At 70.7% G+C, this 23,051-nt stretch carries 22 protein-coding genes; 14 read left to right on the top strand and 8 right to left on the bottom strand.

From position 1 onward, the window contains the following. The first annotated feature begins 29 nt into the window (after positions 1-29). The 8 genes from G6N10_RS12385 (at position 30) to G6N10_RS12350 (ending at position 10,470) form a co-directional block, all read left to right on the top strand. A complete protein-coding gene (locus G6N10_RS12385) occupies positions 30-1,889 on the top strand; it encodes an HsdM family class I SAM-dependent methyltransferase (protein WP_163742403.1) in 1,860 nt (619 codons plus the stop codon). After that, a complete protein-coding gene (locus G6N10_RS12380) occupies positions 1,882-2,628 on the top strand; it encodes a restriction endonuclease subunit S domain-containing protein (protein ID WP_163742399.1) in 747 nt (248 codons plus the stop codon). Before G6N10_RS12385 ends, G6N10_RS12380 begins: the two co-directional genes overlap by 8 nt. Positions 2,629-2,950: 322 nt before the next feature. Then, positions 2,951-4,294, top strand: coding sequence for a calcium:cation antiporter family protein (locus G6N10_RS12375; protein ID WP_085097228.1), 1,344 nt, complete (start codon positions 2,951-2,953; stop codon positions 4,292-4,294). Between the two features lie 120 nt (positions 4,295-4,414). Further along, a complete protein-coding gene (fadD4, locus tag G6N10_RS12370; RefSeq protein ID WP_085097231.1) occupies positions 4,415-5,947 on the top strand; it encodes a fatty-acid--CoA ligase FadD4 in 1,533 nt (510 codons plus the stop codon). 8 nt (positions 5,948-5,955) lie between these two features. After that, positions 5,956-6,906: an enoyl-CoA hydratase/isomerase family protein gene (locus tag G6N10_RS12365; protein ID WP_085097405.1), complete on the top strand. Its 951-nt coding sequence runs from the start codon at positions 5,956-5,958 to the stop codon at positions 6,904-6,906. After that, positions 6,903-7,865, top strand: coding sequence for a MaoC family dehydratase (locus tag G6N10_RS12360; RefSeq protein ID WP_085097234.1), 963 nt, complete (start codon positions 6,903-6,905; stop codon positions 7,863-7,865). The genes G6N10_RS12365 and G6N10_RS12360 overlap by 4 nt, the downstream gene beginning before the upstream one ends. A gap of 80 nt (positions 7,866-7,945) precedes the next feature. Beyond that, complete coding sequence (locus G6N10_RS12355; RefSeq protein WP_085097237.1) at positions 7,946-9,109, top strand: CoA transferase; 1,164 nt, start codon at positions 7,946-7,948, stop codon at positions 9,107-9,109. Continuing rightward, positions 9,103-10,470 carry an amidohydrolase family protein gene (locus tag G6N10_RS12350; RefSeq protein ID WP_085097240.1) on the top strand — a complete coding sequence of 456 codons (1,368 nt, stop codon included), beginning with the start codon at positions 9,103-9,105 and terminating at the stop codon, positions 10,468-10,470. Before G6N10_RS12355 ends, G6N10_RS12350 begins: the two co-directional genes overlap by 7 nt. Before the next feature lie 33 nt (positions 10,471-10,503). Here the strand turns inward: G6N10_RS12350 and G6N10_RS12345 are convergent, their stop codons facing one another. Genes G6N10_RS12345 through G6N10_RS12335 form a run of 3 tightly spaced genes read right to left on the bottom strand, consistent with a single transcriptional unit; the run spans position 10,504 to position 13,570 of the window. Continuing rightward, positions 10,504-11,406: an alpha/beta hydrolase gene (locus tag G6N10_RS12345; RefSeq protein ID WP_085097408.1), complete on the bottom strand. Its 903-nt coding sequence runs from the start codon at positions 11,404-11,406 to the stop codon at positions 10,504-10,506. 37 nt (positions 11,407-11,443) lie between these two features. After that, the gene (locus G6N10_RS12340; RefSeq protein WP_085097243.1) at positions 11,444-12,739 is read right to left on the bottom strand and encodes an alpha/beta hydrolase; all 1,296 of its coding nucleotides are present in this window, start codon (positions 12,737-12,739) and stop codon (positions 11,444-11,446) included. 15 nt (positions 12,740-12,754) lie between these two features. Next, a complete protein-coding gene (locus tag G6N10_RS12335; RefSeq protein WP_407663982.1) occupies positions 12,755-13,570 on the bottom strand; it encodes a 1-acyl-sn-glycerol-3-phosphate acyltransferase in 816 nt (271 codons plus the stop codon). Positions 13,571-13,696: 126 nt separating this feature from the next. Between G6N10_RS12335 and G6N10_RS12330 the strand changes: the two genes are divergently transcribed. Continuing rightward, entirely contained in the window at positions 13,697-14,476 is a 780-nt protein-coding gene (locus G6N10_RS12330; RefSeq protein ID WP_085097246.1) for a crotonase/enoyl-CoA hydratase family protein, read from the top strand. 4 nt (positions 14,477-14,480) lie between these two features. On the opposite strand, the gene G6N10_RS12325 is transcribed toward G6N10_RS12330, so the two are convergent. After that, on the bottom strand, positions 14,481-15,053 hold the full coding sequence (locus G6N10_RS12325) for a hypothetical protein (protein ID WP_085097249.1): 573 nt from the start codon (positions 15,051-15,053) through the stop codon (positions 14,481-14,483). 116 nt (positions 15,054-15,169) lie between these two features. Here G6N10_RS12325 and G6N10_RS12320 point away from each other — a divergent pair, with 116 nt between their 5' ends. Together G6N10_RS12320 and G6N10_RS12315 are read left to right on the top strand one after the other, a co-directional pair. Further along, positions 15,170-16,657 carry a class I adenylate-forming enzyme family protein gene (locus G6N10_RS12320; protein WP_085097415.1) on the top strand — a complete coding sequence of 496 codons (1,488 nt, stop codon included), beginning with the start codon at positions 15,170-15,172 and terminating at the stop codon, positions 16,655-16,657. A 42-nt stretch (positions 16,658-16,699) separates the two neighbouring features. Beyond that, positions 16,700-16,999, top strand: a complete 300-nt coding sequence (locus tag G6N10_RS12315) for a hypothetical protein (RefSeq protein WP_085097252.1) — start codon at positions 16,700-16,702, stop codon at positions 16,997-16,999. A 58-nt stretch (positions 17,000-17,057) separates the two neighbouring features. Here the strand turns inward: G6N10_RS12315 and G6N10_RS12310 are convergent, their stop codons facing one another. Further along, positions 17,058-18,314, bottom strand: a complete 1,257-nt coding sequence (locus G6N10_RS12310) for a cytochrome P450 (protein WP_085097256.1) — start codon at positions 18,312-18,314, stop codon at positions 17,058-17,060. A gap of 161 nt (positions 18,315-18,475) precedes the next feature. Between G6N10_RS12310 and G6N10_RS12305 the strand changes: the two genes are divergently transcribed. Both G6N10_RS12305 and G6N10_RS20425 read left to right on the top strand, forming a co-directional pair. Beyond that, positions 18,476-18,769: a hypothetical protein gene (locus G6N10_RS12305; protein ID WP_085097259.1), complete on the top strand. Its 294-nt coding sequence runs from the start codon at positions 18,476-18,478 to the stop codon at positions 18,767-18,769. Continuing rightward, positions 18,750-19,136, top strand: a complete 387-nt coding sequence (locus G6N10_RS20425) for a hypothetical protein (protein WP_234810592.1) — start codon at positions 18,750-18,752, stop codon at positions 19,134-19,136. Before G6N10_RS12305 ends, G6N10_RS20425 begins: the two co-directional genes overlap by 20 nt. Positions 19,137-19,310: 174 nt before the next feature. On the opposite strand, the gene G6N10_RS12295 is transcribed toward G6N10_RS20425, so the two are convergent. Then, entirely contained in the window at positions 19,311-20,498 is a 1,188-nt protein-coding gene (locus G6N10_RS12295; protein WP_085097262.1) for a thiolase family protein, read from the bottom strand. A gap of 159 nt (positions 20,499-20,657) precedes the next feature. Next, a complete protein-coding gene (locus G6N10_RS12290; RefSeq protein WP_085097265.1) occupies positions 20,658-20,879 on the bottom strand; it encodes a hypothetical protein in 222 nt (73 codons plus the stop codon). A 149-nt stretch (positions 20,880-21,028) separates the two neighbouring features. Here G6N10_RS12290 and G6N10_RS12285 point away from each other — a divergent pair, with 149 nt between their 5' ends. Further along, positions 21,029-21,496, top strand: coding sequence for a DivIVA domain-containing protein (locus tag G6N10_RS12285; protein WP_109750547.1), 468 nt, complete (start codon positions 21,029-21,031; stop codon positions 21,494-21,496). Positions 21,497-21,550: 54 nt separating this feature from the next. On the opposite strand, the gene G6N10_RS12280 is transcribed toward G6N10_RS12285, so the two are convergent. Further along, complete coding sequence (locus tag G6N10_RS12280; RefSeq protein ID WP_085097272.1) at positions 21,551-23,032, bottom strand: aldehyde dehydrogenase; 1,482 nt, start codon at positions 23,030-23,032, stop codon at positions 21,551-21,553. Between the last annotated feature and the right edge of the window lie 19 nt (positions 23,033-23,051).

Below are 23,051 nucleotides of genomic sequence, written 5' to 3'. Positions count from 1 at the left end.
CGCGGTGTAGGGCCCCCTACGATCAGTCCGTGGCCGAGAGCAAGACCGAAAACCTGTTCCGTAGCTTCCACGGCACCGATGCCTTCATCGAGAAGCGCGACATCCCCAAGGATTTCGGCTTCCAATCCAAGCGGGCCGGCTCAACCGACGACGGCTACCCCGACTTCTTCAAGGAGATGCCCGGCGGCTGGCTCATCGTCGCCGAGGCCAAGTCCGGAGCACCGGGGCCCAAGACGAGCCACGCCGCCGCCGAGGCCGACGTCCGCAGCTACATGGCCGACAACGCGGTCCCGCACGCCGACATCGTGGGAATAGCGGTATCCGGCCAGACGAATCGGACGCTGAAGGTCACCTACTTCTTCCGCAAGGGTGACACTGACCTGATCGAGGAGGTCGACAGCCTCCACGGCCTGATCGACCTCGATACGCTCGCACGCCAATATCAGGTCCTCGCCCACGGCGACCCGCTGTCCGATACCGAGCTGCACCGCTTCCTGGTCAACCTCAACGAGCGCTTTCACAAAGACTCTCGCGTGCGTGACACTGACCGGTCGCTGTTCTTCTCCGCGCTGATGATCGCGCTCGACGACTCGAAGTTCCGCAGCATCTACCAATCCTTGATTCCCCCCGAGGACCCGCGCAGGGTCAAGGCCCGCTACCTCAACGACGAGATCGTCGATGCTGTCTCTCGCCAGCTAGAGAAGAGGGTCAACTACGAGTCGAAAATGATCGACTGGCAGGACCGCTTCGCCTTCATCAAGACCATTGACATCCCTCTGGGCGAGTACAAAAAGATCATCGCCGACATCGACGACCGCGTCCACCAGCCGTCGAAGCAGTCGAACAACCACGATGTACTGGGCCGCGCGTACAAGATCTTCCTGTCCCGCGCCGGGAAGATGGACAACAAGAACATCATCCTGACCCCCGACCACATTAAGCGGTTCATGGTCGACCTCGCCGAGCTGGGGCGCGACGACGTCGTGCTCGATACCTGCATGGGGTCGGGTGGCTTCCTCATGGAGGCGATGGAGCAGCTGGTGGCCAAGGCCAAAGGCTCCAAGCGGCGCATCGAGAAGATCCACAACGAGCAGCTGGTCGGCATCGAGCTGGACCCGGTGCTGTTCGCACTCGCGTGCAGCAACATGTTTCTGCATGGCGACGGGCGCTCGAATCTCATTTTCCACGACTCCCTGGTCACCCGCGGCAAGTCTTTCGACGTCGCCGAGGCCGACGAGGACTTCCGGGACTACATCTGCGACCTCAGCGTGTCCAAATGCATCATCAACCCGCCCTACGAGCAGGACAACCCGATCAACTTCACGATGTCAGCGATTGAGTACCTTGAGGAGGGAGGCAGGCTCGTCATCATCATGCCGGTGAACACGCTGTCGAAGGACTCCAAGGCGGCCACCGCGATTCTTGAGCGCGCCACGCTGGACTTCGTGATCGATATGCCCCAGCAGCTGTTCTTCGAGCAGCAGCGTGGCGTCAAGACCTCGATATTCGGCTTCACCAAGGACAGCAGCGGCCACGACCCAGAGTCGCTGGTCAGCTTCATGGACATGCAGGACGATGGCCACCAGGTCCGCTCGGGCGCCGGTCGCCGCGACACCGGTCGCTGGCCGGCGATCGCCGAGGCCGCCACGCGCGCGATCCGCGACCGCGCCGAGGACGAGCTTGCTCGCTCGTGGCGCTCGCGCATTTACGACGACGAGGGCACACTCGACTGCCGCGGCGTGCGCAAGACCCCCTGGCCTGAGACTGAGGAGCACGACTGGGAGGCCGCCGTGGCCGATTACCAAGAGGCCCGGACGCTGCGTGAGGCCGCAATCACCAAGATGTCCGAGGTGCTCACCCGCGCCGGCATCGGCGGCTTCGATGCCTGAGGACGGCTGGGTCACCCGGCCACTGCATGAGGTCGTCACACTGCACGAGCCGGAACTGGCGATACACGACCCGGACGACGACATCGCCACCGTCGGCATCCGCTGGTACGGCATGGGCCTATTCGCCAAGCCCGCCAAACGGTCCGACATCAAGGGCGAGACCTACTACACGCTCAAGCCCGGCACTCTCATATACAGCAGGCTCTTCGCCTGGAAGCAGTCATTCGCCGTGGTCACCGGCGATTTCGCCGACGTCATAGCATCCGACGAGTTCCCCCAGTTCGACGTCAACCCCGAGCTGGCCACCGCGGAGTACCTCGCCCTGTACTGCGCCTCACCGATCTTCGCCCGCAAGGCCTTGGGCAGGTCCGATGGCGCCACTGCTGTGAGTCGCAACCGGCTCAAGGTCCCCGACTTTCTCGAACTGCCGGCGGTGCTCCCGCCGTTGGAAACGCAGGCGCAGATCGTCGCCGTCATCGCCGCCGTCGCCGACGCGCTGGCTGCCACCGAGCGCGAGGCCGATGCCCTGGCCGCATTGCTGCTGATGCGGCGCGAGGTGCTCACCAACGACGCCGAGCAGCCCGATGCCAAGGCAGATGACGCATTCGATATTCGACTCGGCCGGCAGCGCTCCCCGGACCGAGCCGTCGGGCCGTCGATGACCAAGTACCTGCGCTCGGCCAACGTTGGCCATGACGCACTGCGCCTCGACGATGTGATGGAGATGGACTTGTCGTAGGTGTGTAATTAGGGCAGCCGAAATATCTGTTTTAAGGCCACGAACTGCGCAGTTGCGCTGAGGTGTCCGGTAAACGAATAGACGACCTACGTTGCTAGCTCCCCGATGCTGAGGTAAGGTTCACCTCAGCGAAGGGGAGTAGTTCCGTTTCCGCCCGGCGGGAATGCGGATGGTCGACATACTGGCGGCACGCGTGCCGCCCGGTCATCCACCGGGTACCCAATCCGGCGAGCGAGACCTTCAGGCCGACACCCGTTGTCGACCCGAGGTCTCGCTGCGCAGTTACGAGAATCCGGGTCGCAGGACCCGAAGGGGCACCGCGATGACGCCCGACACCCTCACCGAAACACCGGCCGATGCGCCGCCGACCCGGCGGACGCTGGCCCGCTCCCTGGGCCTGACCGCGGTGTTCATCCTCCCGGCGCTGGTGCTGCGGATCGGCGGCATCCATCCCGAGCCGGTGCTCACCGTCATCGTCTACGGCGCGGCCGTCGTCGCCGCCAGCTTCCTGCTCGCCTGGGCCGCCGAGGCCGCCCAGATCGATGTCTCCGGCGGCCTGGCGATCGCCGCGCTGGCGCTCATCGCGGTGCTGCCCGAATACGCCGTCGACCTCTACTACGCCTACGTCTCCGGGTCGGACCCCGCCTACGTCCAATACGCCGCGGCGAATATGACCGGGTCGAACCGGCTGCTGATGGGCATCGGCTGGCCGGTGGTGGTGCTGGTCAGCCTGTGGCTCGCCAAGCGGATGTCCGGACGCCGTGCGTCGGTGCTGCAACTGGAGCCCAGCAACCGGCTCGAGCTGGGCTTCCTGCTGATCGCCGGCATCGTCGCGTTCGTCATCCCGGCCACCGGGCGGATCCACCTGACATTCGGCATCGCACTGCTGGCCTGGTTCGGGTTCTACCTCTACAAGCTGTCCCGCGGCGGCGTCGAGGAACCGGAGCTGATCGGCACGGCCGCCGCCATCGGCGCGCTGCCGGATCGGCCTCGCCGCACCCTGGTGATCGCGCTGTTCGTGATCGCCGCGGCGGTCATCCTGGCCTGCGCCGAGCCATTCGCCGAGTCGCTGATCGGCGCGGGCACCCAGCTGGGCATCGACCAGTTCCTGCTCGTGCAGTGGCTGGCCCCGCTGGCCTCCGAGGCGCCCGAGTTCATCATCGCGATCATCTTCGCCAGCCGGGGCAAGGGCACCGCGGCGATCGCCATGCTGATCTCGTCGAAGGTCAACCAGTGGACGCTGCTGGTCGGCTCGCTGCCGATCGCGCACCTGGCCGGCGGCGGCAGCACCGCGCTGGTGCTCGACGGACGGCAGATCGAGGAGATGTTGCTGACCGCGACGCAGACCATGATGGGCGTCGCGCTGATCCTGGCGCTGCGATTCCACCGGCACACCGCGTGGGCGCTGCTCGGGTTGTTCCTGGTGCAGTTCGTCATCATCTCCGAGCACGGCCGGGTGATCCTGTCCTGCGTGTACGCCGCGCTGGCGGTGGCCGGGCTGGTGATCAACCGCCGGGAGATCCTGGCGACGCTGCGGGCGCCGTTCGGCGCGGTGGCCGAAGCCGAGGGAGCGTCGTCCGGGGCGGTGCCGTCCGAGGGTGCGGCGTCCGAGGGTGCGTTCGCGGGTGTGCCCACGGCGGTGCGGTCCGGGGGCGGGCGGTCCTGACCCCGGCGCGGGCGTCCACGGCAGTGACAAAAGTGAGTGCTTGTGTAAAGTTTCTTCCGGCGCGGCCGCGCCTCGATTAGTACTTGACACCTGTCAACTTCGTCGAAGTAGAGTCATCGCATGCAGATCCGCGAGCACACCGGTCCCGGCGCGGGCGACAAGCCCGCCATCGTGATGTACCCGTCGGGCACCGAGGTCAGCTTCCGGGAGCTGGAGGCCCGGGCCAACCGGCTGGCGCACTTCTTCCGGTCCCGCGGGCTGTCCGAGGGCGACGCGGTCGCGATCCTGATGGAGAACAACGAGCACTACCACGCGGTGATGTGGGCGGCGCGGCGCGCCGGGCTGTACTACGTGCCGATCAACACCCACCTGGCCGCGGCGGAGGCGGCCTACATCATCGCCAACAGCGGTGCCCGGGCGGTCATCGGATCCACCGCGCTGGCCGACGTGCTGGCGCAGCTGCCCGCCGAGCTGCCCGACGGGATGCCGGAACTGCTGCTGGTGGCCGGCGCCGGACCGGCACCCGAGGGCTGGCTGCGCTACCCGCAGTGCGTCGCCGACCAACCCGAGCAGCCGATCGACGACGAGATCGAGGGCGACCTGCTGCAGTACTCCTCGGGCACCACCGGTCAGCCCAAGGGCATCAAACGGGAACTGCCGCACGTGCATCCGGCGCAGACGCCCGGCCCGATGGCCGCGTTGATCGCGTTCTGGATGCAGCCCGACGCGGTCTACCTCAGCCCGGCGCCGCTGTACCACACCGCGCCGTCGGTCTGGAGCATGCAGGCGCAGGCCGGTGGCATCACCACGGTGGTGATGGAACGGTTCGACGCCGAGGGCTGCCTGGACGCCATCGCCCGGCACCGGGTCACCCACGGTCAGTTCGTCCCGGTGATGTTCACCCGAATGCTGAAATTGCCCGCCGCCGTGCGGGATTCCTACGACGTGTCCAGCCTGCAGCGGGTCATTCACGCCGCGGCCCCGTGCCCGGTGCCGATCAAGAAGCAGATGATGGATTGGTGGGGGCCGATCGTGGACGAGTACTACGCGTCCTCCGAGGCCATCGGCGCCACCATGATCACCGCCGAGGACTGGCTGACCCACCCCGGCTCGGTCGGCAAATCCGCGCTGGCGACCATTCACATCCTCGGTGAAGACGGCGAGGAACTGCCCCCCGGATCCCCGGGCGAGATCTATTTCGAGGGCGGAAGGGATTTCGAGTACCTCGGCGATGCGGCCAAGACCGCGTCATCGCGGGACCGGCACGGCTGGCGCACCTGCGGCGACGTCGGCTACCTCGACGAGGACGGGTTCCTCTACCTGACCGACCGCCGGCACCACATGATCATCTCCGGCGGCGTGAACATCTACCCGCAGGAGACCGAGAACATGCTCGTCAGCCACCCGAAGGTGGCCGACGCCGCGGTGTTCGGCATCCCCGACGACGAGATGGGCCAGAGCGTGCAGGCCGTCGTGCAGACCGTCGACCCGGCCGACGCCACCGCGGACTTCGCGGACGAGCTGCTGGACTGGCTGCGAGATCACCTGTCGCACTTCAAGTGTCCGCGATCGATCGTCTTTGAGCCGGCGCTGCCGCGCACCGATGCCGGCAAGCTCTACAAGCAGTCGCTGATCGACAAGTACTCCCGGTGACCGGGCCGCTGCGGGTCGTCGACCTGGCCGACGACCCGGACGACGCGGATCCCAGCACCGTCGGGGAGGTGATCGTCGCGGTCGGTGACCCGGCCGCGCCGAACGCGCAGTACTGGCTGCAGGCAGCCACCTTCACCCTGCTGCCCGGCGACATCGGCGACCGCCGAGCGATCGCGGTGGATTCGGTGGACGCCGCGGTCGCCGAGCTGGCCGAGCGGGTGGCGCGCTGGCCGCAGGCTGCCGCGGTCTGCGACGACGTGCTGCGCGCGCTGGACCCGCAGGCACCCGCGCGGTCCGGGGTCATCACCGAATCGCTGGCCTACTCGACGCTGCAGGCCGGCCCGGAGTTCGCCCGCTGGCTCGCCGAGCGGGGCCCGGCCCGGGTGCCCGAGAGCGCCGACCCGGTGCTCGTCGAACGCACCGGGAACACCGTCGTCATCCGGTTCAACCGCCCGCAGCGGCACAATGCCTTCTCCACTCCAGCCCGCGCCGCGCTGCTCGACGGCCTGCGGGTGGTGCTGCTGGATCCCGACGTCACCGAACTGATCTTCACCGGCAACGGTCCGTCCTTCTGCAGCGGCGGTGACCTCGGCGAATTCGGCACCTTCGCCGACCCGTCGTCGGCGCACCTGGCCCGCACCCGGCACAGCCCGGCGCTGGCACTGGACGCGGTCACCGCCCGGCTGGGCACCGCCGCCCGCGCCGAAATCCACGGCCGGGTGCTGGGCAGCGGGCTGGAGATGGCCTGCTACTGCGGCACCGTGGTCTGCGATCCGGCCGCCGTGTTGGGTCTGCCCGAGCTGAGCCTGGGGCTGCTGCCGGGGGCCGGCGGCACCGTCAGCATCACCCGGCGGATCGGGCGCTGGCGCACCGGCTACCTGGTGCTCTCCGGGCACACCATCGACGCGACCACCGCGCTGGCCTGGGGGCTGGTCGACGAGCTGAGCGAAAGGCGATGAGCGTGAACACGATCCGCGCGGGCGGGCCCTACTTCGATGACCTGACCCGCGGTCAGCGCTTCGACTGGGCGCCGTCGATGACGCTGACCGACGGGGTGGCCGCCGTGCACCAGTCGATCCTCGGCGACCGGATGCGGCTGCCGCTGGACGCCGAGCTGTCCCGCGCGGTCACCGGCGGCCGGATCGCCCACCCCGGACTGGTCTGCGACGTCGCGATCGGCCAATCCACCCTGGTCACCCAGCGGGTCAAGGCCAACCTGTTCTACCGCGGCCTGCGGTTTCACCGGCTGCCGATGATCGGCGACACCCTGGCCACCCGAACCGAAGTGGTTGGCCTCAAACAGAATTCGATCCGGCCCGACCGGCCCGCGACCGGCCTGGCCGCACTGCGGATGACGACGGTCGACCAGGACGGCCGGCTGGTGCTGGACTTCCACCGCTGCGCGATGTTGCCGCTGAGCGCGGAGCTGGCCACCGGGCATGCCGATGACCTGTCCGGAATCGGCGACAACGACGGCGCGGCCGCCGATCCCACCGGCGGCTGGGACGCCGACGCGTACCGCCGCCGGGTGCCCGGCCCGCACTTCGATCCCGCCGTGGCCGGTGCGGTGCTGACCAGCACCCCCGACGTGGTCAGCAGCGCACCCGAACTCGCCCGGCTGACCCTGAACATCGCCGCCGCCCACCACGGCGCCCGGCGGCTGGTCTACGGCGGCCACACCATCGGCCTGGCACTGGCCCAGGCCTGCCGGCTGCTGCCGAACCTGGTGACCGTATTGGCTTGGCAGTCCTGCGATCACACCGGACCCGTGCACGAGGGCGATGTGCTGCACAGTGAGCTGCACATCGAGGCCGCCGCGCCCAATGGGGTGCTGACGCTGCGCTCGCTGGTCTACGCCGCCGGCGCCGAGGAACCCCGGCCGGTGCTGGACTGGCGCTACACCGCGCTGATGTTCTGAGCGCGGGTGCGCCCGCAGGCCGGGGCCAGCGCACCCGGGCACCCGGATCGTCACACCGCCGGGAAACGGGTTGCGGAACAATGGCCGGTGTGAACGATGCGGCGGCGCGCTGGGCGGCCGGTGGACTGGCGGCCCTGACCGGCCACGCCGACGGCCCCCCGGACTTCGGCCGGGCCGCCGTGTTGGCCGCCGCCACCGACGCCCGCCCCGATGCCGGCCTGCTGCTGACCGGGCGGGCCGGGCTGCTCGGGCTGACCCGGCGCGGCACGGTCAGCGCCGGCGGCGCGACCCGGCTGCTGCCCGCCGCCGACGGCTGGATCGCCCTGACGCTGTCCCGGCCCGACGACCTCGATGCGGTCCCGGCGCTGCTGCGCCGTGATGGGCTGGGCGCCGACCCGTGGCCGGCGCTGACCGGCTGGGCGGCCACCCGGCCCGCCGCCGAGATCGTGGAGCGGGCGGTGCTGCTGGACCTGCCGGTCGCCGCCCTCGGCGAGACCGCGCCCGCCGCGCCGCGGGTGCACCGCCTCGGCCCGAGCGCCGCACCCCGGTCGCCGGCCGGGCTGCTGGTCGCCGACCTCACCTCGATGTGGGCCGGGCCGCTGTGCGGGCGGCTGCTCGCCGACGCCGGGGCCACCGTCGTCAAGGTGGAAAGCCCCCGCCGCCCGGACGGCACCCGGGCCGGGGACCGCCGGTTCTTCGACTGGATCAACACCGGAAAGCTCTCCTACGCGGCGGATTTCGACGTCGACGCCGATCGGCTGCGCGCCCTGATCGGGGCCGCCGACGTGGTGCTGGAGGGCTCCCGGCCCGCGGCGCTGACCCGCCGGGGGCTTGGCCCCGGCGACGTCGCCGGCCCGCCGGGGCGGGTGTGGCTGCGGGTCACCGGCCACGGCGCGGAATCCGGGCGGGTCGCGTTCGGCGACGACGCCGCCGTCGGCGGCGGCCTGGTCGGCGCCGGCGGGGGAACGCCGGTGTTCTGCGGCGACGCCATCGCCGACCCGCTGACCGGTATCGCCGCCGCCGCCGCGGTGATCGAGTCGTTGACCCGCGGGGGCGGCGAACTGATCGAGCTGTCGATGGCCGCCGTCGCGGCGAACTACGCTGCGCTGCCGGTGATCTCGCCCGGGCATCCGCCGCAGGCGCGGCCCCCGGTCGCACCGCCGCCGTCGGCACCGGCCGCCGCCCTCGGTGCCGACACCGCCGCGGTGGACCGGCTGGTCGCCGACCGGAGCCCGCGGTGCTGATCACCCGGGCGGTGCTGCTCGACGGCGCAGACCCGGGCGGTGCGGAACCCGGCGGCGGGGGCACCGTCGACATCCGGGTCGGCGACACCATCACCGCGGTCGCCGCGCGGCTCAAACCCGTTGCCGGCGAGGACGTTCTGGACGCCGCCGGCGCGCTGGTGCTGCCCGGGCTGCACGATCACCACGTGCACCTGCGGGCGGCGGTCGCCGCGCACGACTCGGTCCGGGTCGGCCCGCCGCAGGTGGCCGGCCCCGCCGAGTTCCGGCACGCGCTGCGCACCGCCGCCCCCGGGGCCGACGGCTGGATCCGGGCGGTGGGCTACCACGACAGCGTGGCGGGCCCGCTGGACGCCGCCGCCCTCGACGCCGTCGTCGAAAACCTCCCGGTCCGGGTGCAGCACCGCAGCGGCGCCCTGTGGATCGTCAACTCCGCCGGGCTGGCCGTCCTGGGCCGCACCGGCCATCCCGACGGCCGCTTCCACCGCGACACCGAGGCGCTGCAGCTGCCCGGGCGGGCCCCCTCTGCGGCGGCGCTGAGCACAAGGCTGCTGAGCCACGGCGTCACCGGGCTCACCGACGCCACCCCCGGCCAGCGCCCGGCGGACCTGGAAAACCTTGCCGCCGCAGCACAATCCGGCGAGATCGCCCAGCGCCTGCACGCGATGGCCCCGGCCGGCACCGCCGCCGTCGCCGGCATCACCCTCGGCCCGGCGAAACTCATCCTCGATGACACCGACCTGGACCTGGACCGGGTGAGCGACTGGATCGCCGACAGTCACCGCCTCGATCATCCGGTGGCCGTGCACTGCGTGACCGACGCCCAGCTGGTGGTGACGATGGCGGCGCTGCGCGAGGCGGGGCGGCACCCCGGCGATCGGATCGAGCACGCCGCGCTGGTGCCCGACGACTGCGTCGCCCAGCTCGCCGAACTGGGTGTCACCGTCGTCACCCAGCCGAACTTCGTCGCCGAGCGGGGCGATGAGTACCTGGCCGAGGTGCCCGCGGCCGACCGGCACCGGCTGTGGCGGGTCGCCAGCCTGCGGAGCGCCGGGATCCCGCTGGCGTTGTCCACCGACCTGCCGTTCGGCGATGCCGACCCGTGGCGCGTCGTCGCCGCGGCCGCACACCGGCGCACCCCGTCCGGGCGGCTGCTCGGCGCCGACGAGCGGGTCTCGGCGGCGGTGGCGCTGCGGATGCTGCTGGGCCGCCCGCAGGACCCGGCCCGGCCGCGGCGGATCGCACCCGGGCAGCCCGGGGACATCTGCGTGCTCGCCGGAAACCCGGTCGAGGCGCTCGCCGAACCGGATTCCGGCCGGGTCGCGGCCACGATCATCGGCGGCCGGGTGGCCTGGCGGCGCTGAGCGCGGCGCCCGGCAGTGCCCGCCCCGCGCGGCTCAGTCGGCCGCGGAGTCCAGCGTCCGGGTCAGCCAGGAGATCTGCCCGTCGAACCAGTCCCGGCTGACCTTGGTCTTGGGGGCCAGCTGATCGAAACCGTGGAACGCGCCCGGCACCACCAGCACCTCGGTGGGCACCCCCGCCGCGCTGAGCGCGTCGGCGTAGGCCAGGTCCTCGTCGTGGAACAGGTCGTGGGTGCCCACCCCGATCCAGGCCGGCGGCAGGCCGGCCAGGTCGGTCCGGCGGGCCGGCACCGCGAGGTTCGGGTCGGTGTCACCGAGGTAGGACCGCCAGCCGTACGCATTGCTGCGGCGGCCCCACAACCGGAACGTCGCTTTGTCCTCGTTGCCGTCATAGGAGGTGCGGTCATCGAGCATCGGGTAGACCAGCACCTGCGCGGCCAGCTTCGGGGCACCCCGGTCGCGGGCCAGCAGCGCCAGCGCGGCGGCCAGCCCGCCCCCGGCGCTGGCCCCGGCCACCACCAGCCGGGTCGGGTCGACCCCGGGCAGCGCGGCGAGCCAGCTCAGCGCCGCATGGCAGTCCTCCAGCGGCGCCGGGTAGGGATGTTCGGGGGCCAGCCGGTAGTCGACCGCGGCCACCACCGCACCGAGTCGGTCGGCGAGCTGCCGGCACAGCGCGTCGTCCTGGGCCGGGCTGCCGATCAGGTAGCCGCCGCCGTGGATCCACAGCACCGCGGGCGCGGGCGCGGTCTGGTTCGGCGGCCGGAACAGCCGGATGCCCACACCGCCGGCGGTGGTCAGCACGGAGACGTTGCGCGGGGTGCGGCGCTCCAGCAGGCCGGTGGCGGCCCGGAACAGCCGCAGGGTCAGCGGCCGGATCGGCTGGCGGGGCAGTACCCGGGCGATGTTGCGCAGCTCCGGATGAATTTCGGCGAGGGTCACCTGGGCCACCGTAGCCGACGGCCGCCGCCGGGCCGGATCACTCCGGGCGGCCCGTTAATTGCGCGCGGGCCCGATCGTCGGAACCCAGCAGTGGCAGGCCCTGCTCGCGCATCCCGCGCACCCAGTCCAGGAACCGGGCGATCGCCACCGCGGTGTAGTGGCCGTGCGAGGAACCGAACAGGTCGAACGCGTGCTGGGCGCCCGGGATCTCGGCGTACACCACCGGCGCGGTCGAGGCCGGGGTCAGCGCGGCCACGAAGTCGCGGGCCTCCTCCACCGGGATCAGCGAATCGTTGCTGCCGTGCAGCACGAAGAACGGCGGCGCGTCGGCGTGCACGTGGTTGATCGGGGAGGCGTCGGCGTAGATCTCCGGGTGGGTCCGGTAGTCCTTCTTCATCACCAGCCACCGCAGCAGCATCTTGACGAACAGCCCGCGCCCGACGCCCTCGGTGGACAGCATGTCGTAGCGGCCGTACACCGGCACCGCGGCGGCCACCGAGGTGTCCGCGTCGGCGAAGCCGGGCTGCCAGGCCGGATCGTTGGCCGTCAGCGCGGCCAGCGCGCACATGTGCCCGCCCGCCGAGCCGCCGCTGACCGCGATGAAGTCGGGGTCACCGCCGTATTCGGCGATGTGCTCGTGCACCCAGGCCAGCGCGCGCTTGACGTCGACGATCTGGTTGGGCCAGGTGTGCAGCGGGCTGACCCGGTAGCCGATCGACACGCAGACCCAGCCCTCGTCGGCCAGGTGCCCCAGCAGTGGGTAGGCCTGCGGCCGGCGCATGCCGATCACCCAGGCGCCGCCGGGGATGTTGACCAGCACCGGCGCCTTGGCGTTGGGCTTCATGTCGTGGCGGCGCCAGATGTCGGCGCGGTTGGCCCGGTGCGGGCCGTAGCGGACGACGTCGGCGCGCTCCACGTAGCGGCGGCGGGCCGAGCCGGCGCGGAACAGCCCGGCCGCCAACCGGATCCGGCTGGGCCGGACCACCTCGGTGTAGCTGGGTCCGAGCTCCTCGCGCAGCGGCTCCTCGAAGTACGGGGAGGAGCGCAGGTTGCGTTGATGCACCCCGGCCAGCAGCACCCAGGACGCCGCGGTCAGCAGCAGGGCCAGCATCCCGGAGCGGCCGCCGAAGTCGCCGCGGCGCCAGCGCCGCGCGGCGTCGATCACCGAGGCGGTACCCAGCCAGGGGGCCAGCTCGCCGGCCGGCCAGCCGAAGGAGAACGACCAGATGGCGCCGTAGCCGTCCCGGGTGACCGGCCGAACGGCGTTGGCGGCGTTGGCCAGTTCCGCGGCGGCCCGGATCAGGGTGCGCCGCGGCGAGCGGGTGCGTGGCATGTGTCGTGGAACCTTTCAGCCGATGACCGGGAGTCGTCGTTGCGCGGCGAGCCGGTCCAGCGCCGCCTGCATGACGGCGCGCACGTGGGTGTCGACCTCGTCGATGTCGGGGTCGGGGCCGAACGTCTCGGTCAGGTCGATCGGCTCGAGGGCCTGCATCACGATCTTCGACGGCAGCGGCGCGTTGATCGGCAGCACCACCGACAGCCCGAACGGAAAGCCCACCGAGATGGGCAGGATCCGGGCCCGCACTAGCCGGTGCAGCCCCAGCATTCGGGCCAGCGCGGTGCCGCGGGACAGGAACAGCTGGGTCTCCTGCCCGCCGATCTGCACGACGGGCACGATCGGCACGCCGGCGTCCAGCGCGGTCCGGACATAGCCGGTGCGGCCGTCGAAGTCGATGGTGTTGCGGGCGGTGAACGGCCGGTACACGTCGTAGTCCCCGCCGGGGAAGACCACCACCACGCCGCCGTCGCGCAGCGCGGCCGCGGCGTTGCCCGGGTTGGCCGGGATGAAGCCGAAGCTGCGGAAGACGTCGCCCAGCGGGCTGGCGAACAGCAGGTCGAAGCTCAGCGTGAACAGCGGCCGGCGATACCCGAACCGGCGGTAGAAGGCGTTGGCGAACACCGGCAGGTCCATCGCCAGCATCCCGCCGGAGTGATTCGCCACCACCAGCGCCGCGCCGTCGGGGAACGCGTCCAGGCCGTGGACCTCGGCGCGGTGGTAGGCCCGGATCAGCGGGCCCATCGTCGAGACGTACCGGCGGACCCGGTCCGGGTTCCAGTCGGCGCCGGGAGCCCGCGGCACCGGGGAGGGATCGTTGGTGGCCACGTCCGATGGGCTCCCTTCAGGTCACCGGTCATGGTACCGGCCGGTACTCACCGGCCCCGGGGCGACGGCCGAGGATCGCCGGGGGCCGCTCCGGTAATGCTTTCGGTATCCTCTATCGTCGGCGGCATGAGCGATGACTCCGCCACCGAACCCGCCGTCCTCGTCGAGCAGCGTGACCGCATTCTGCTCATCACGATCAACCGTCCGAACGCCAAGAACGCCGTCAACCTGGCGGTCAGCCAGGGGCTGGCCGACGCGATGGACCGGCTGGACGCCGATCCGGGCCTGTCGGTGGGCGTGCTGACCGGCGCGGGCGGCTCGTTCTGCGCGGGCATGGACCTCAAGGCGTTTGCCCGCGGCGAGCGCTGCGACATCGACGGCCGCGGCCTTGGCTTCACCCAGTGCCCGCCGGCCAAGCCGCTGATCGCGGCGGTCGAGGGCTACGCGCTGGCCGGCGGCACCGAGGTGGCGCTGTCGTGCGACCTGATCGTCGCGGCGAACGACTCCGCGTTCGGCATCCCGGAGGTCAAGCGCGGCCTGGTCGCCGGCGGCGGCGGGCTGCTGCGGCTGCCGCAGCGCATTCCGTACGCCATCGCCATGGAACTGGCGCTGACCGGTGACAACCTGTCCGCGGCGCGGGCCAATGAGCTGGGCCTGGTCACCACGCTGACCGAGCCGGGCGGGGCGCTGGCGGGCGCGCTGGCGCTGGCCGAGAAGATCTGCGCCAACGGCCCGCTGGCCGTCGCCGCCACCAAGAAGATCATCGTGGCGTCGCGGTACTGGGGCGAGCAGGAGCAGTGGACCGAGCAGATGCAGATCCTGGCGCCGGTGTTCCTGTCGAAGGACGCCCGCGAGGGTGCCGTCGCGTTCGCCGAGAAGCGTGCCCCGCAGTGGACCGGTAGCTGAGCGGCTACCGGCAGAGCGCGGCGAGCCGGGCCGACGCGGTCTCGGCGGCCTGCAGCCGGACGGCCTGGGCCGGGTCGTCGTCGGTCTCGCCGGCGAGCTGATGGATCCCTAACCCGACCAGGGCGTTGCCCAGGGCGCGCGCCTGTTCGGCAAGGTCGGGCGGGGTGGCGGCGGTGACCTCGTCGAGCAGGTAGTGTCCGCCGCCGAGGGTGGCCAGCCGGGCGTTGGCGGCCACCGCATGCTTGGCGACGGGTTCGGTGCCGAGCTCGGTCTTGGTCTGCAGACCGACCGCGGTTTGTACGACCTGCGCGGCCGCGCAGGTGCGGTCCTTTGCCGACTCGACCGATTCGGTGTGGGCCCCGCCGGTGTGCGGCTCGTCATCGCGGTTCAGCGCGACGAAGATAGAGATGGCCAGCGCGGCCATCGAGAGCACCAGCGTCATCGGCAGGATCCAGCTGTGGCCGGCGCCGGTCAGCCGCGGAGATGTCGCCGGCGCGGCCACCCGGGCGCCGGTCACCTCGGCGCCGGTGCGCCCGGCGTCGACGTCGCTGGGCTGGGGGCGCTCGTTCTCGGCCATGCGGGGGATCCTAACCATCCGATGCGCTGCGCTTCGGTGAAGTGAAATGCCTGGCTGTGGTTTAATCGGAGAATCATGTTCTTCCTTTCGGATAATGGCAATCTTGGGCGGTGTCGGTGAGTATCTCGCTTCTGCTGGAGATGGCCGTTTCGGGTGATCCGGAGCGGACCGCGGTGGTTTCCGACGACATGCGACTGACCACCCAGGAACTGTCCGACCTGGCCGACGGCGGCGCCGGCGTCATCGCCGGCTCCGGCGCCGAGCACGTCGTCTACGTCGGCGCCGGCGGCGCGCTGCTGCCGCTGCTGCTGTTCTCCTCGGCGCGGGCCGCCCGGGCCTTCACCCCGATCAACTACCGGCTGTCCGCCGAGGGCATCCAGGCGCTGATCGAGCGGTTGCCCAACCCACTGGTGATCGTCGACCCCCGCTACCGCGACATGGTCGGCGACGCCGGCCTGGCGGTGCTGGAGTCCGCGGAGTTCCTCGCCGCCGCCCGCACCGCCGAACCGGTCGCCGAGTTCGCCGACCCCGACGACGTCGGGGTGGTGCTGTTCACCTCCGGCACCACCAGCGCCCCCAAGGCCGTCGAACTCACCCACAACAACCTGACGTCCTACATCACCGGCACCGTCGAGTACGGCGCCGCCGAACCGGGCGACGCCGCGCTGATCTGCGTGCCGCCGTATCACATCGCCGGGGTGTCCGCGGCGCTGTCCAACCTGTACGCGGGCCGAAAGATGGTGTATCTGCCCAACTTTGACGCCGAGCGCTGGGTCGCCCTGGTGCAGCAGGAGGCGGTCACCTCGGCCACCGTGGTGCCCACCATGCTGGACCGGATCGTCGCGGTGCTGGAGGCCGGCGGGGACCGGCTGCCGAGCCTGAAGACGCTGGCCTACGGCGGCTCCAAGGTCGGGCTGCCGCTGGTCCGCCGGGCGCTGTCGCTGCTGTCGCACGTCGGCTTCGTCAACGCCTACGGACTGACCGAGACCAGCTCCACCATCGCGGTGCTGGGCCCCGAGGACCACCGCCTCGCGCACGGCCACGACGACAAATCGCTGGCCCGCCGGCTCGGCTCGGTCGGCCGGCCGGTGCCGGGCATCGAGGTGCAGATCCGCGACGAGGCAGGCACCGTGCTCGGCCCCGGCGAGACCGGCGAACTGTTCGTCCGAGGCGAGCAGGTCTCCGGCCGCTACACCGGCATCGGCTCGGTGCTCGACGAGCAGGGCTGGTTCCCCACCCGCGACATCGCCAGCCTCGACGAGGGCGGCTACCTGTTCATCTCCGGGCGCAGCGACGACACCATCATCCGCGGCGGGGAGAACATCGCCCCGGCCGAGCTGGAGGACGTGCTGATCGAGCACCCCGACGTCCACCAGGTCGCCGTGGTCGGCGCCGAGGACGCCCAGTGGGGCCAGATCATCGTCGCCGTCGTCGTTCCGGTCGCCGGAATCGACCCGGACCCCGAGGAATTGCGCAACCATGTGCGCAAGGCGCTGCGCGGATCGCGCACCCCGGACCGGGTGGTGTTCCGCGACGAGCTGCCCACCAACGCCACCGGCAAGGTGCTGCGGCGCGAGATCGTCGCCGGGCTTGCCACCGACTGACCGCCACCGACTGACCACACCAGAACCCGAAGGGACCATCCGATGGTGAAGAACGGCACCCGCCTGCAGAGCCAGGTCGACGACACCCAGGTGATCGTCGTCAAGACCGCCGACAGCCTCGACGACCTGCGCTGCGGCGGGGCGCCGATGGTGGCACTGGACGCCGAGCGCTCCGGCGGCGCGGTCGACCCGGGGTTTGCCGAGGGCACCCTGATGGGCAAGCGCTACGTCGACGACAGCGGGGCGGAGCTGCTGGTCACCAAGGCCGGGCAGGGCACCCTGAGCATCGGGGCCACCGCGCTGAGCCTCAAGGAGGCCAAGCCGCTGCCCGCCAGCGACTGAGCACCGGCCGGGCGCCCGCCCGCACGGCGGTGCCCCGCGCTCAGCGCGGTGAGGCGTCCTAACGTGCCTCGACGGTCACCGGCATGTGCCGCACCCCGGTGTGCTTGTTGCTGCGGACGTACTCGATCGGCCCGGTCGGGGTGATGGTGCCGACCCGGTCCAGCAGCACCTCCAGCAGCACCCGGATCTCCATCCGGGCCAGTGAGGCACCCAGGCAGAAGTGCACGCCGCGGCCGAACGCCAGGTGCGGGTTGGGGTTTCGGGCCAGCTGGAAGGTGTGCGGGTCGGCGAAGACGGTGTCATCGCGGTTGGCCGAGGCCCACCACAGGGTGACCTTGTCCCCGGCGGCGATGCGCTGGCCGTGCAGCTCGACGTCGCGGGTGGCGGTCCGCCGGTTGTACGGAGTGGACGACGCCCACCGCAGGATCTCCTCCACCGCGGCGTGCAGCAGGGTGCGGTCGGCGCGCAGGCGTTCCCAGTCCTGCGGGCGCGCACCGAGCGCCGACATCCCGATGGCGATCGAGTTGCGCGTCGTTTCACTGCCCGCGGCGACGATCAGGCTCAGAAACAACTGCTGCTCATGCTGGCTGAGCGGTTCGCCGTCGACCTCGGCGTGCGTCACGATCGACAGCAGATCGGCGGCAGGCCTGGCGCGTTTGCGCTCCAGCAGATCGCTGCCGTAGGCGAACATCCGGGCTTGGGCCTGGACGACCCGGTCGTTCACCTCGCCGATTTCCCGGTCGTCGTAGTCCAGCGTGACGTTGGCCCAGTTCATCAGCTCGTGGCGATCCTCCTGCGGCACGCCGGCCAGCTCGGCCACCGCCTGCAGCGGCAGCTCGGCGGCGACGTCGACCAGGAAATCGCAGTCCCGCTTGGCCAGCGCCGCCTCGACGATGGCGACGGCGCGGGAGCGCAGGCCCGCCTCGATGGCGGCCAGGGCGCGCGGGGTGGTGGCGGGGGCGAGCAGTCTGCGGATCTTGGCGTGCCGCGGATCGTCCATCATGTTCAGCAGTGCGCCGACGGCGAAACCCATCGGCATGTCTTCCAGCGTGGTGCCGCCGCCGTCGCGGTTCCCGCCGGTCGCCGAGGAGAAGGTGGCGTCGTCGGTGGCCGCGGCGACGATGTCGGCGTAGCGGCTGAGCACCCAGAAGCCCTCGCCGCCGGGGGTGTGGGCGGTGGCCGGGTGGAACCAGACCGGGGCGTCGCGGCGCAGCACGTCGAACACCCGGTGCGGGAACCCGGCGGTGAAGCGATCCAGGTCGGTGAGGTCGATGTCGGGGAGGCCGATCTCGGGGAGGCCGATCTCGTCGTGCATGGCAGTGGTTCTCCCTCATGATGCGCACTCGTCGGGTGCCGACCCCGTGTCCAGTCATCGGTCACGGTATTGCCTCATCGGTCACGGTAGCCGCGGCGGGGAGAAGATTGCTGCCTCAACAGCCCTTCATCAGTGTAATACAGTTGTATTACACTGATGGTGTGGTCGACTGGAGTAAGCGACACGAGTACATCGTCCGAAAGCGCGGCGTAACCGCCGATCACGCAGAGGAAGCTCTCGCCGACCCCGCCGCCATCGTGTTCGACCCCGACTACAACAGCGACTCCGGCGAGAGCGTCCGAACCATCGGCGAATCGCCCAGCTGCGGCGACGTGCTCACGGTCATCACCGTTGAACACGAAGGCGCCGTGTACGGCGTCAACGCTTGGCGGTCAAACCCTCGCGACCGCAACTACTACAAGCACGGAGGCCGCAATGAAGGAAACGCTCGATGATCGACTGGTCCGCCTCGGCGCCGAAGCTGAGGCTGGCGAAGCTGACCAGACCGACCGCCCCATCCCCCCGCACGTCAAGGTCAGCCGGCCAAACCAGACGCGATCCAAGGTGCTGCAGGTGAGACTGAGTCCCGCGGAATTCGAGGCGATCGAGCGGATCGCGCAGCAGCGTGGTCTGCCGTCATCGACCGTGGCGCGCGAGCAGCTCCTGGCGCTCTTCAACAGGCATGAGTCGTTCAACGCGCATAAGTCGCCGGTCGCACCGACCCTCACCGAGATTGTCTCGCAGTTCGAACAGGCCACCACATCGCTTCGCGCGGTGGCCTTCGCGGAGCAGCATCCACTGGCGTCCACCACCTCCGACTAGCGCCAAGGAGTTGTCCCGCCGGCTGGAGCACCGGTGCCGGCGACCATCGCCACCATGCCACCTGCCACCTGCGACGACTGTGCCCGGGCGCGGCACCGGACCGGCCGACGACGCAAAACGCTCGACCGGGAAATCCCGGTCGAGCGTTTTGCAGGTACTACGGGGCGGTGCGGCTCAGCCGACCTCGATCACCATCGCCGCGCCCATGCCGCCGCCGGCACACATCGACAGCACGCCGATGCCGCCGCCGCGGCGACGCAGCTCGTAGATCGCCGAGGTGACCATCCGGGCGCCGGTGGCCGCGATCGGGTGGCCCAGGCTGATGCCGGAGCCGTAGACGTTGACCTTCTCCTCGTCCAGGCCCAGCTGCCGGGTGCAGGCCACCGCCTGCGCGGCGAACGCCTCATTGATCTCGAACAGCGTCACATCGGCGATGGTCAGCCCGGCCAGCTCGAGGGCCTTCGGGATGGCGTAGATCGGGCCGCTGCCGGTGCGCTTGGCCGGCAGGCCGATCTGCGCCCAGCTCAGGATGTTGGCCAGCACGTTCTGCCCGGTCTCCGGGGAGGCCAGCGCGACGACGGCGGCCGCGTCGTTGGTACCCGAGGAGTTGCCCGCGGTCACGGTGAAGCCGTCGATCTCCGGGTGCAGCACCTTCAGGCCGGCCAGCGTCTCCAGCGAGGTCTCCCGGCGCGGATGCTCATCGACGGCGAAGGTGATCGTCGACCCGTCGGCCTGCGGCACGCTGATCGGGACGATCTCGTCGACGAACGAGCCGGCGTCGATGGCCTTGACGGCGCGCTGGTGGCTGCGCAGCGCCCAGGCGTCCTGGTCCTCGCGGGTCAGCCCGTACTCGACCGCGCAGTTGTGCGCGACGGTGATGGACATGTCATAGGGCGGGGCGTCCGGGGTGTCCACCGGGTTGGCGGCCGGGGCGAAGCGCTCCCAGTCGGTCGCCTCCTTGCCGGTGCTGAACGCCTTGCGCTTGAGGAACTGCGGCATGGTCGACAGCGACTCCATGCCGCCGGCCAGCAGGTGGCTGCTCATGCCCGCGGCGATCTGGCCGGCGCCGAACGCGATGGCGGCCAGGCTGGAGGCGCACTGCCGGTTCACCGCGGCACCCGGGATCGAGTCGTAGCCGAGGTCGACGGCGATGTAGCGGGCGCTGTCGCCGCCGCCCTGCAGGCTTTCGGCCAGGATCAGGTCCTCGAAGGCGCTCGGGTCCAGGCCGGACCGTTCGACGGCGGCGGTGACGATGGGCTTGGCCACCTCGATGGCCGGCATGTTGGCCAGGGTGCCCTTGCGGGCGGTGCCGATGGCACTGCGGGCGGCCGCGATGATGGCGGCCTTGCTCTTAGCGGTCATGGGGTTCTCCGAAGGCCGGGTATGGTTTACAAAATCAAAGAATACCGTAACGCGGTGGACGGTCGGCAAACCGGTCACCGCAGGGCAATATAACGCGAGCGCGCGTGTCCCCGGTGCGACAGGCACCGGGGACACTCACGCTCGGGGGAGAAGCGGAGGTCAGCCCGCGTTTTCCAGGGCCGCCAGCGCCTGCGCGACGGCGAAGAACTTGTTGGAACCGAGTTGGCGGACGGTCTTGATGTTGAACGCCTGCTGCAGCAACTCGGCGTCCTGGTCGGTCACGCCGGCCAGCGCGGCCGGAGACGCGTCCAGGATCTCCTTGAGGGACTTTTCTTCGTAGGCCTTGTCCAGGGACTTGGCCAGATCAACCGATACCGCCATGGGAACTCCTCGTGTCATGCGCATCGCCGGACGGTGAGCGGGCCCAAACCAACGGAATATGCCGGGCCGACGCAGTGTATCGGTGCCGACCCGCCGCGGCCCGATCCCGAGACCTGGGGACCCGCACGCCGATACTGGTGGTTGTGCAGATGACCGCAAACGATGTGCGCCAGATCAGGTTCGGCACGCCGCCGATCGGCAAGCGTGGCTACAACGTCCAGCAGGTTGATGATCTGCTCGATCTGATCGAGGCGGAACTGACCCGTCGTGAACAGCACCCGTCGGCGTCTGGCCAACTCAGCGGGGCCGTCATCCGAGAGACGCTGTTCGGCAAGCCCGGCTTCGGGAAGCGCGGTTACCACGAGGACGAGGTCGACGCATTTCTGGAGTGGGCGGCGGCCTCGCTGGACACCGCCCCCAAACGTTCGGTCACCGATCCGGCGCCGGTGGTCGGGCCGGCTGCGCCCGGTGCGCAGACCACGCTGTACGCCTCGGCCAACACGGTGCAACTCGTCATCGCGATGGTCCAGGCCGAATCGGAACGCCTGGCGAGCAGTCCCGAGGCGGCTGCCGCCGGCGCCGCGGCGCCCGCGGTGGTCATCTACCAGGTGGACTGAGCCCCCCGGCGGACGGGCGCCCCGGCCCGCAGGCCGGGGCGCCCGATTCGCGGACTAGGTCGCCGGGGTGTAGCCGAACGGCAGCAGCACGCTCTTGGCCTGGCAGTAGGCCTCGATACCCTCCGGGCCGTTCTCCCGGCCGATGCCGGAGTTCTTGTAGCCGCCGAACGGTGCGCCCGGGTCGAAGGCGTACATGTTCACCGCGTAGGTGCCGGTGCGGATCTTCGCGGCGATCTCGATGGCCTTGTCGTTGTTGGTGGTCCACACCGAACCGGCCAGGCCGTAATCGGAGTCGTTGGCGATGCGCACCGCGTCGTCCTCGGTGTCGTAGGCGATCACCGCCAGCACCGGCCCGAAGATCTCCTCCTGGGCGATCGTCATCGAGTTGTCCACGTCGGCGAACACCGTCGGCTGCACGAACCAGCCGGTGTCCAGGCCCTCGGGTCGGCCGCCGCCGGTCACCACCCGGGCGCCCTCTTCGATGCCGGTGCGGATGTAGCCCTCGACCCGCTCGCGCTGCTTCTCCGAGATCAGCGGGCCGATCGCGGCCGCCGGATCGTCGGGGCGGCCGACCGGCATCGCGGCGACCGCCGCGCCGATCTTCTCCACGATCTCCTCGTAGCGGGACCGCGGGGCCAGGATGCGGGTCTGCCCGACGCAGGCCTGGCCGCAGTTCATCAGGCCGGAGAAGATCAGCATCGGCAGCGTCGAATCCAGATCGGCGTCCTCCAGGATGATCGCCGCGGACTTGCCGCCGAGCTCCAGCGTGCACGGCTTGAGCTTCTCGGCGGCGATCTTGCCGATCTCCTTGCCGACGCCCGAGGAGCCGGTGAAGGTGAACTTGTCCAGGTTCGGGTTGGCGGTCAGCGCGCGGCCGGTCTCCGGCCCGCCCGGCACCACCGACAGCACGCCCTCGGGCAGCCCGGCCTCGGTGAACACCTCGGCCAGCAGGTTCGTCGACAGCGGGGTCTCGGCGGCGGGCTTGAGCACCATCGTGCAGCCGGCCAGCAGCGCCGGGCCCAGCTTGTTGCAGGCCAGGAAGAACGGCACGTTCCAGGCGACGACGGCGCCGACCACGCCGATCGGCTCGCGCAGCACCAGGGTCTGGCCGTAGATGCCGTCGCGGATGTCGCGCCAGCTGAACTTGTCGGCCGCGCCCGCGTAGTACTGCAGGCCGGTCACGCCGGCGCCGAACTGCATGATGTCGACGATGGTGGCGGGCTGGCCGGTCTCCAGCGTCAGCAGGTGCTTGAACTCGTCGGCGCGGGCGGTGATCAGCTCGACGGCCTTGGCGATCACGGCCTGGCGCTCGTGCGGGGTCATCCGGGGCCAGGGGCCCTCGTCGAACGCCCGGCGCGCGGCGGCGCAGGCGGCGTCGACGTCGGCGGCGGTGGCCAGCGGCACCTGGCCGACCTTCTCGCCGGTGGCGGGTGAGAACACCTCGATGACGTCGCTGCTGGCGGGGGCGACCCACTGGCCGCCGATGAACAGCTTGTCGAAATCGGTGCGGTAGCCGGGCTCGGTGGTCTGTGTCATGGGACACACCTTACTCAAC

Origin of the sequence: Mycolicibacterium fallax (assembly GCF_010726955.1) — a bacterium.
In the GTDB taxonomy this organism is placed as follows: domain Bacteria; phylum Actinomycetota; class Actinomycetes; order Mycobacteriales; family Mycobacteriaceae; genus Mycobacterium; species Mycobacterium fallax.
The sequence above is the reverse complement of the archived record's forward strand: the minus strand, read 5'-3'. Positions and strand labels throughout refer to the sequence as shown.

What these genes read in the sequence shown, in the direction of transcription:
- G6N10_RS12380 (WP_163742399.1), top strand. Translation starts at nt 1,882, where the DNA reads ATGCCTGAGGACGGCTGGGTCACCCGGCCACTGCATGAGGTCGTCACA.
- G6N10_RS12375 (WP_085097228.1), top strand. Translation starts at nt 2,951, where the DNA reads ATGACGCCCGACACCCTCACCGAAACACCGGCCGATGCGCCGCCGACC.
- fadD4 (WP_085097231.1), top strand. Translation starts at nt 4,415, where the DNA reads ATGCAGATCCGCGAGCACACCGGTCCCGGCGCGGGCGACAAGCCCGCC.
- G6N10_RS12360 (WP_085097234.1), top strand. Translation starts at nt 6,903, where the DNA reads ATGAGCGTGAACACGATCCGCGCGGGCGGGCCCTACTTCGATGACCTG.
- G6N10_RS12355 (WP_085097237.1), top strand. Translation starts at nt 7,946, where the DNA reads ATGGCCGGTGTGAACGATGCGGCGGCGCGCTGGGCGGCCGGTGGACTG.
- G6N10_RS12340 (WP_085097243.1), bottom strand. Translation starts at nt 12,739, where the DNA reads ATGCCACGCACCCGCTCGCCGCGGCGCACCCTGATCCGGGCCGCCGCG.
- G6N10_RS12330 (WP_085097246.1), top strand. Translation starts at nt 13,697, where the DNA reads ATGAGCGATGACTCCGCCACCGAACCCGCCGTCCTCGTCGAGCAGCGT.
- G6N10_RS12325 (WP_085097249.1), bottom strand. Translation starts at nt 15,053, where the DNA reads ATGGCCGAGAACGAGCGCCCCCAGCCCAGCGACGTCGACGCCGGGCGC.
- G6N10_RS12315 (WP_085097252.1), top strand. Translation starts at nt 16,700, where the DNA reads ATGGTGAAGAACGGCACCCGCCTGCAGAGCCAGGTCGACGACACCCAG.
- G6N10_RS12310 (WP_085097256.1), bottom strand. Translation starts at nt 18,314, where the DNA reads ATGCACGACGAGATCGGCCTCCCCGAGATCGGCCTCCCCGACATCGAC.
- G6N10_RS20425 (WP_234810592.1), top strand. Translation starts at nt 18,750, where the DNA reads ATGAAGGAAACGCTCGATGATCGACTGGTCCGCCTCGGCGCCGAAGCT.
- G6N10_RS12295 (WP_085097262.1), bottom strand. Translation starts at nt 20,498, where the DNA reads ATGACCGCTAAGAGCAAGGCCGCCATCATCGCGGCCGCCCGCAGTGCC.
- G6N10_RS12290 (WP_085097265.1), bottom strand. Translation starts at nt 20,879, where the DNA reads ATGGCGGTATCGGTTGATCTGGCCAAGTCCCTGGACAAGGCCTACGAA.
- G6N10_RS12285 (WP_109750547.1), top strand. Translation starts at nt 21,029, where the DNA reads ATGACCGCAAACGATGTGCGCCAGATCAGGTTCGGCACGCCGCCGATC.
- G6N10_RS12280 (WP_085097272.1), bottom strand. Translation starts at nt 23,032, where the DNA reads ATGACACAGACCACCGAGCCCGGCTACCGCACCGATTTCGACAAGCTG.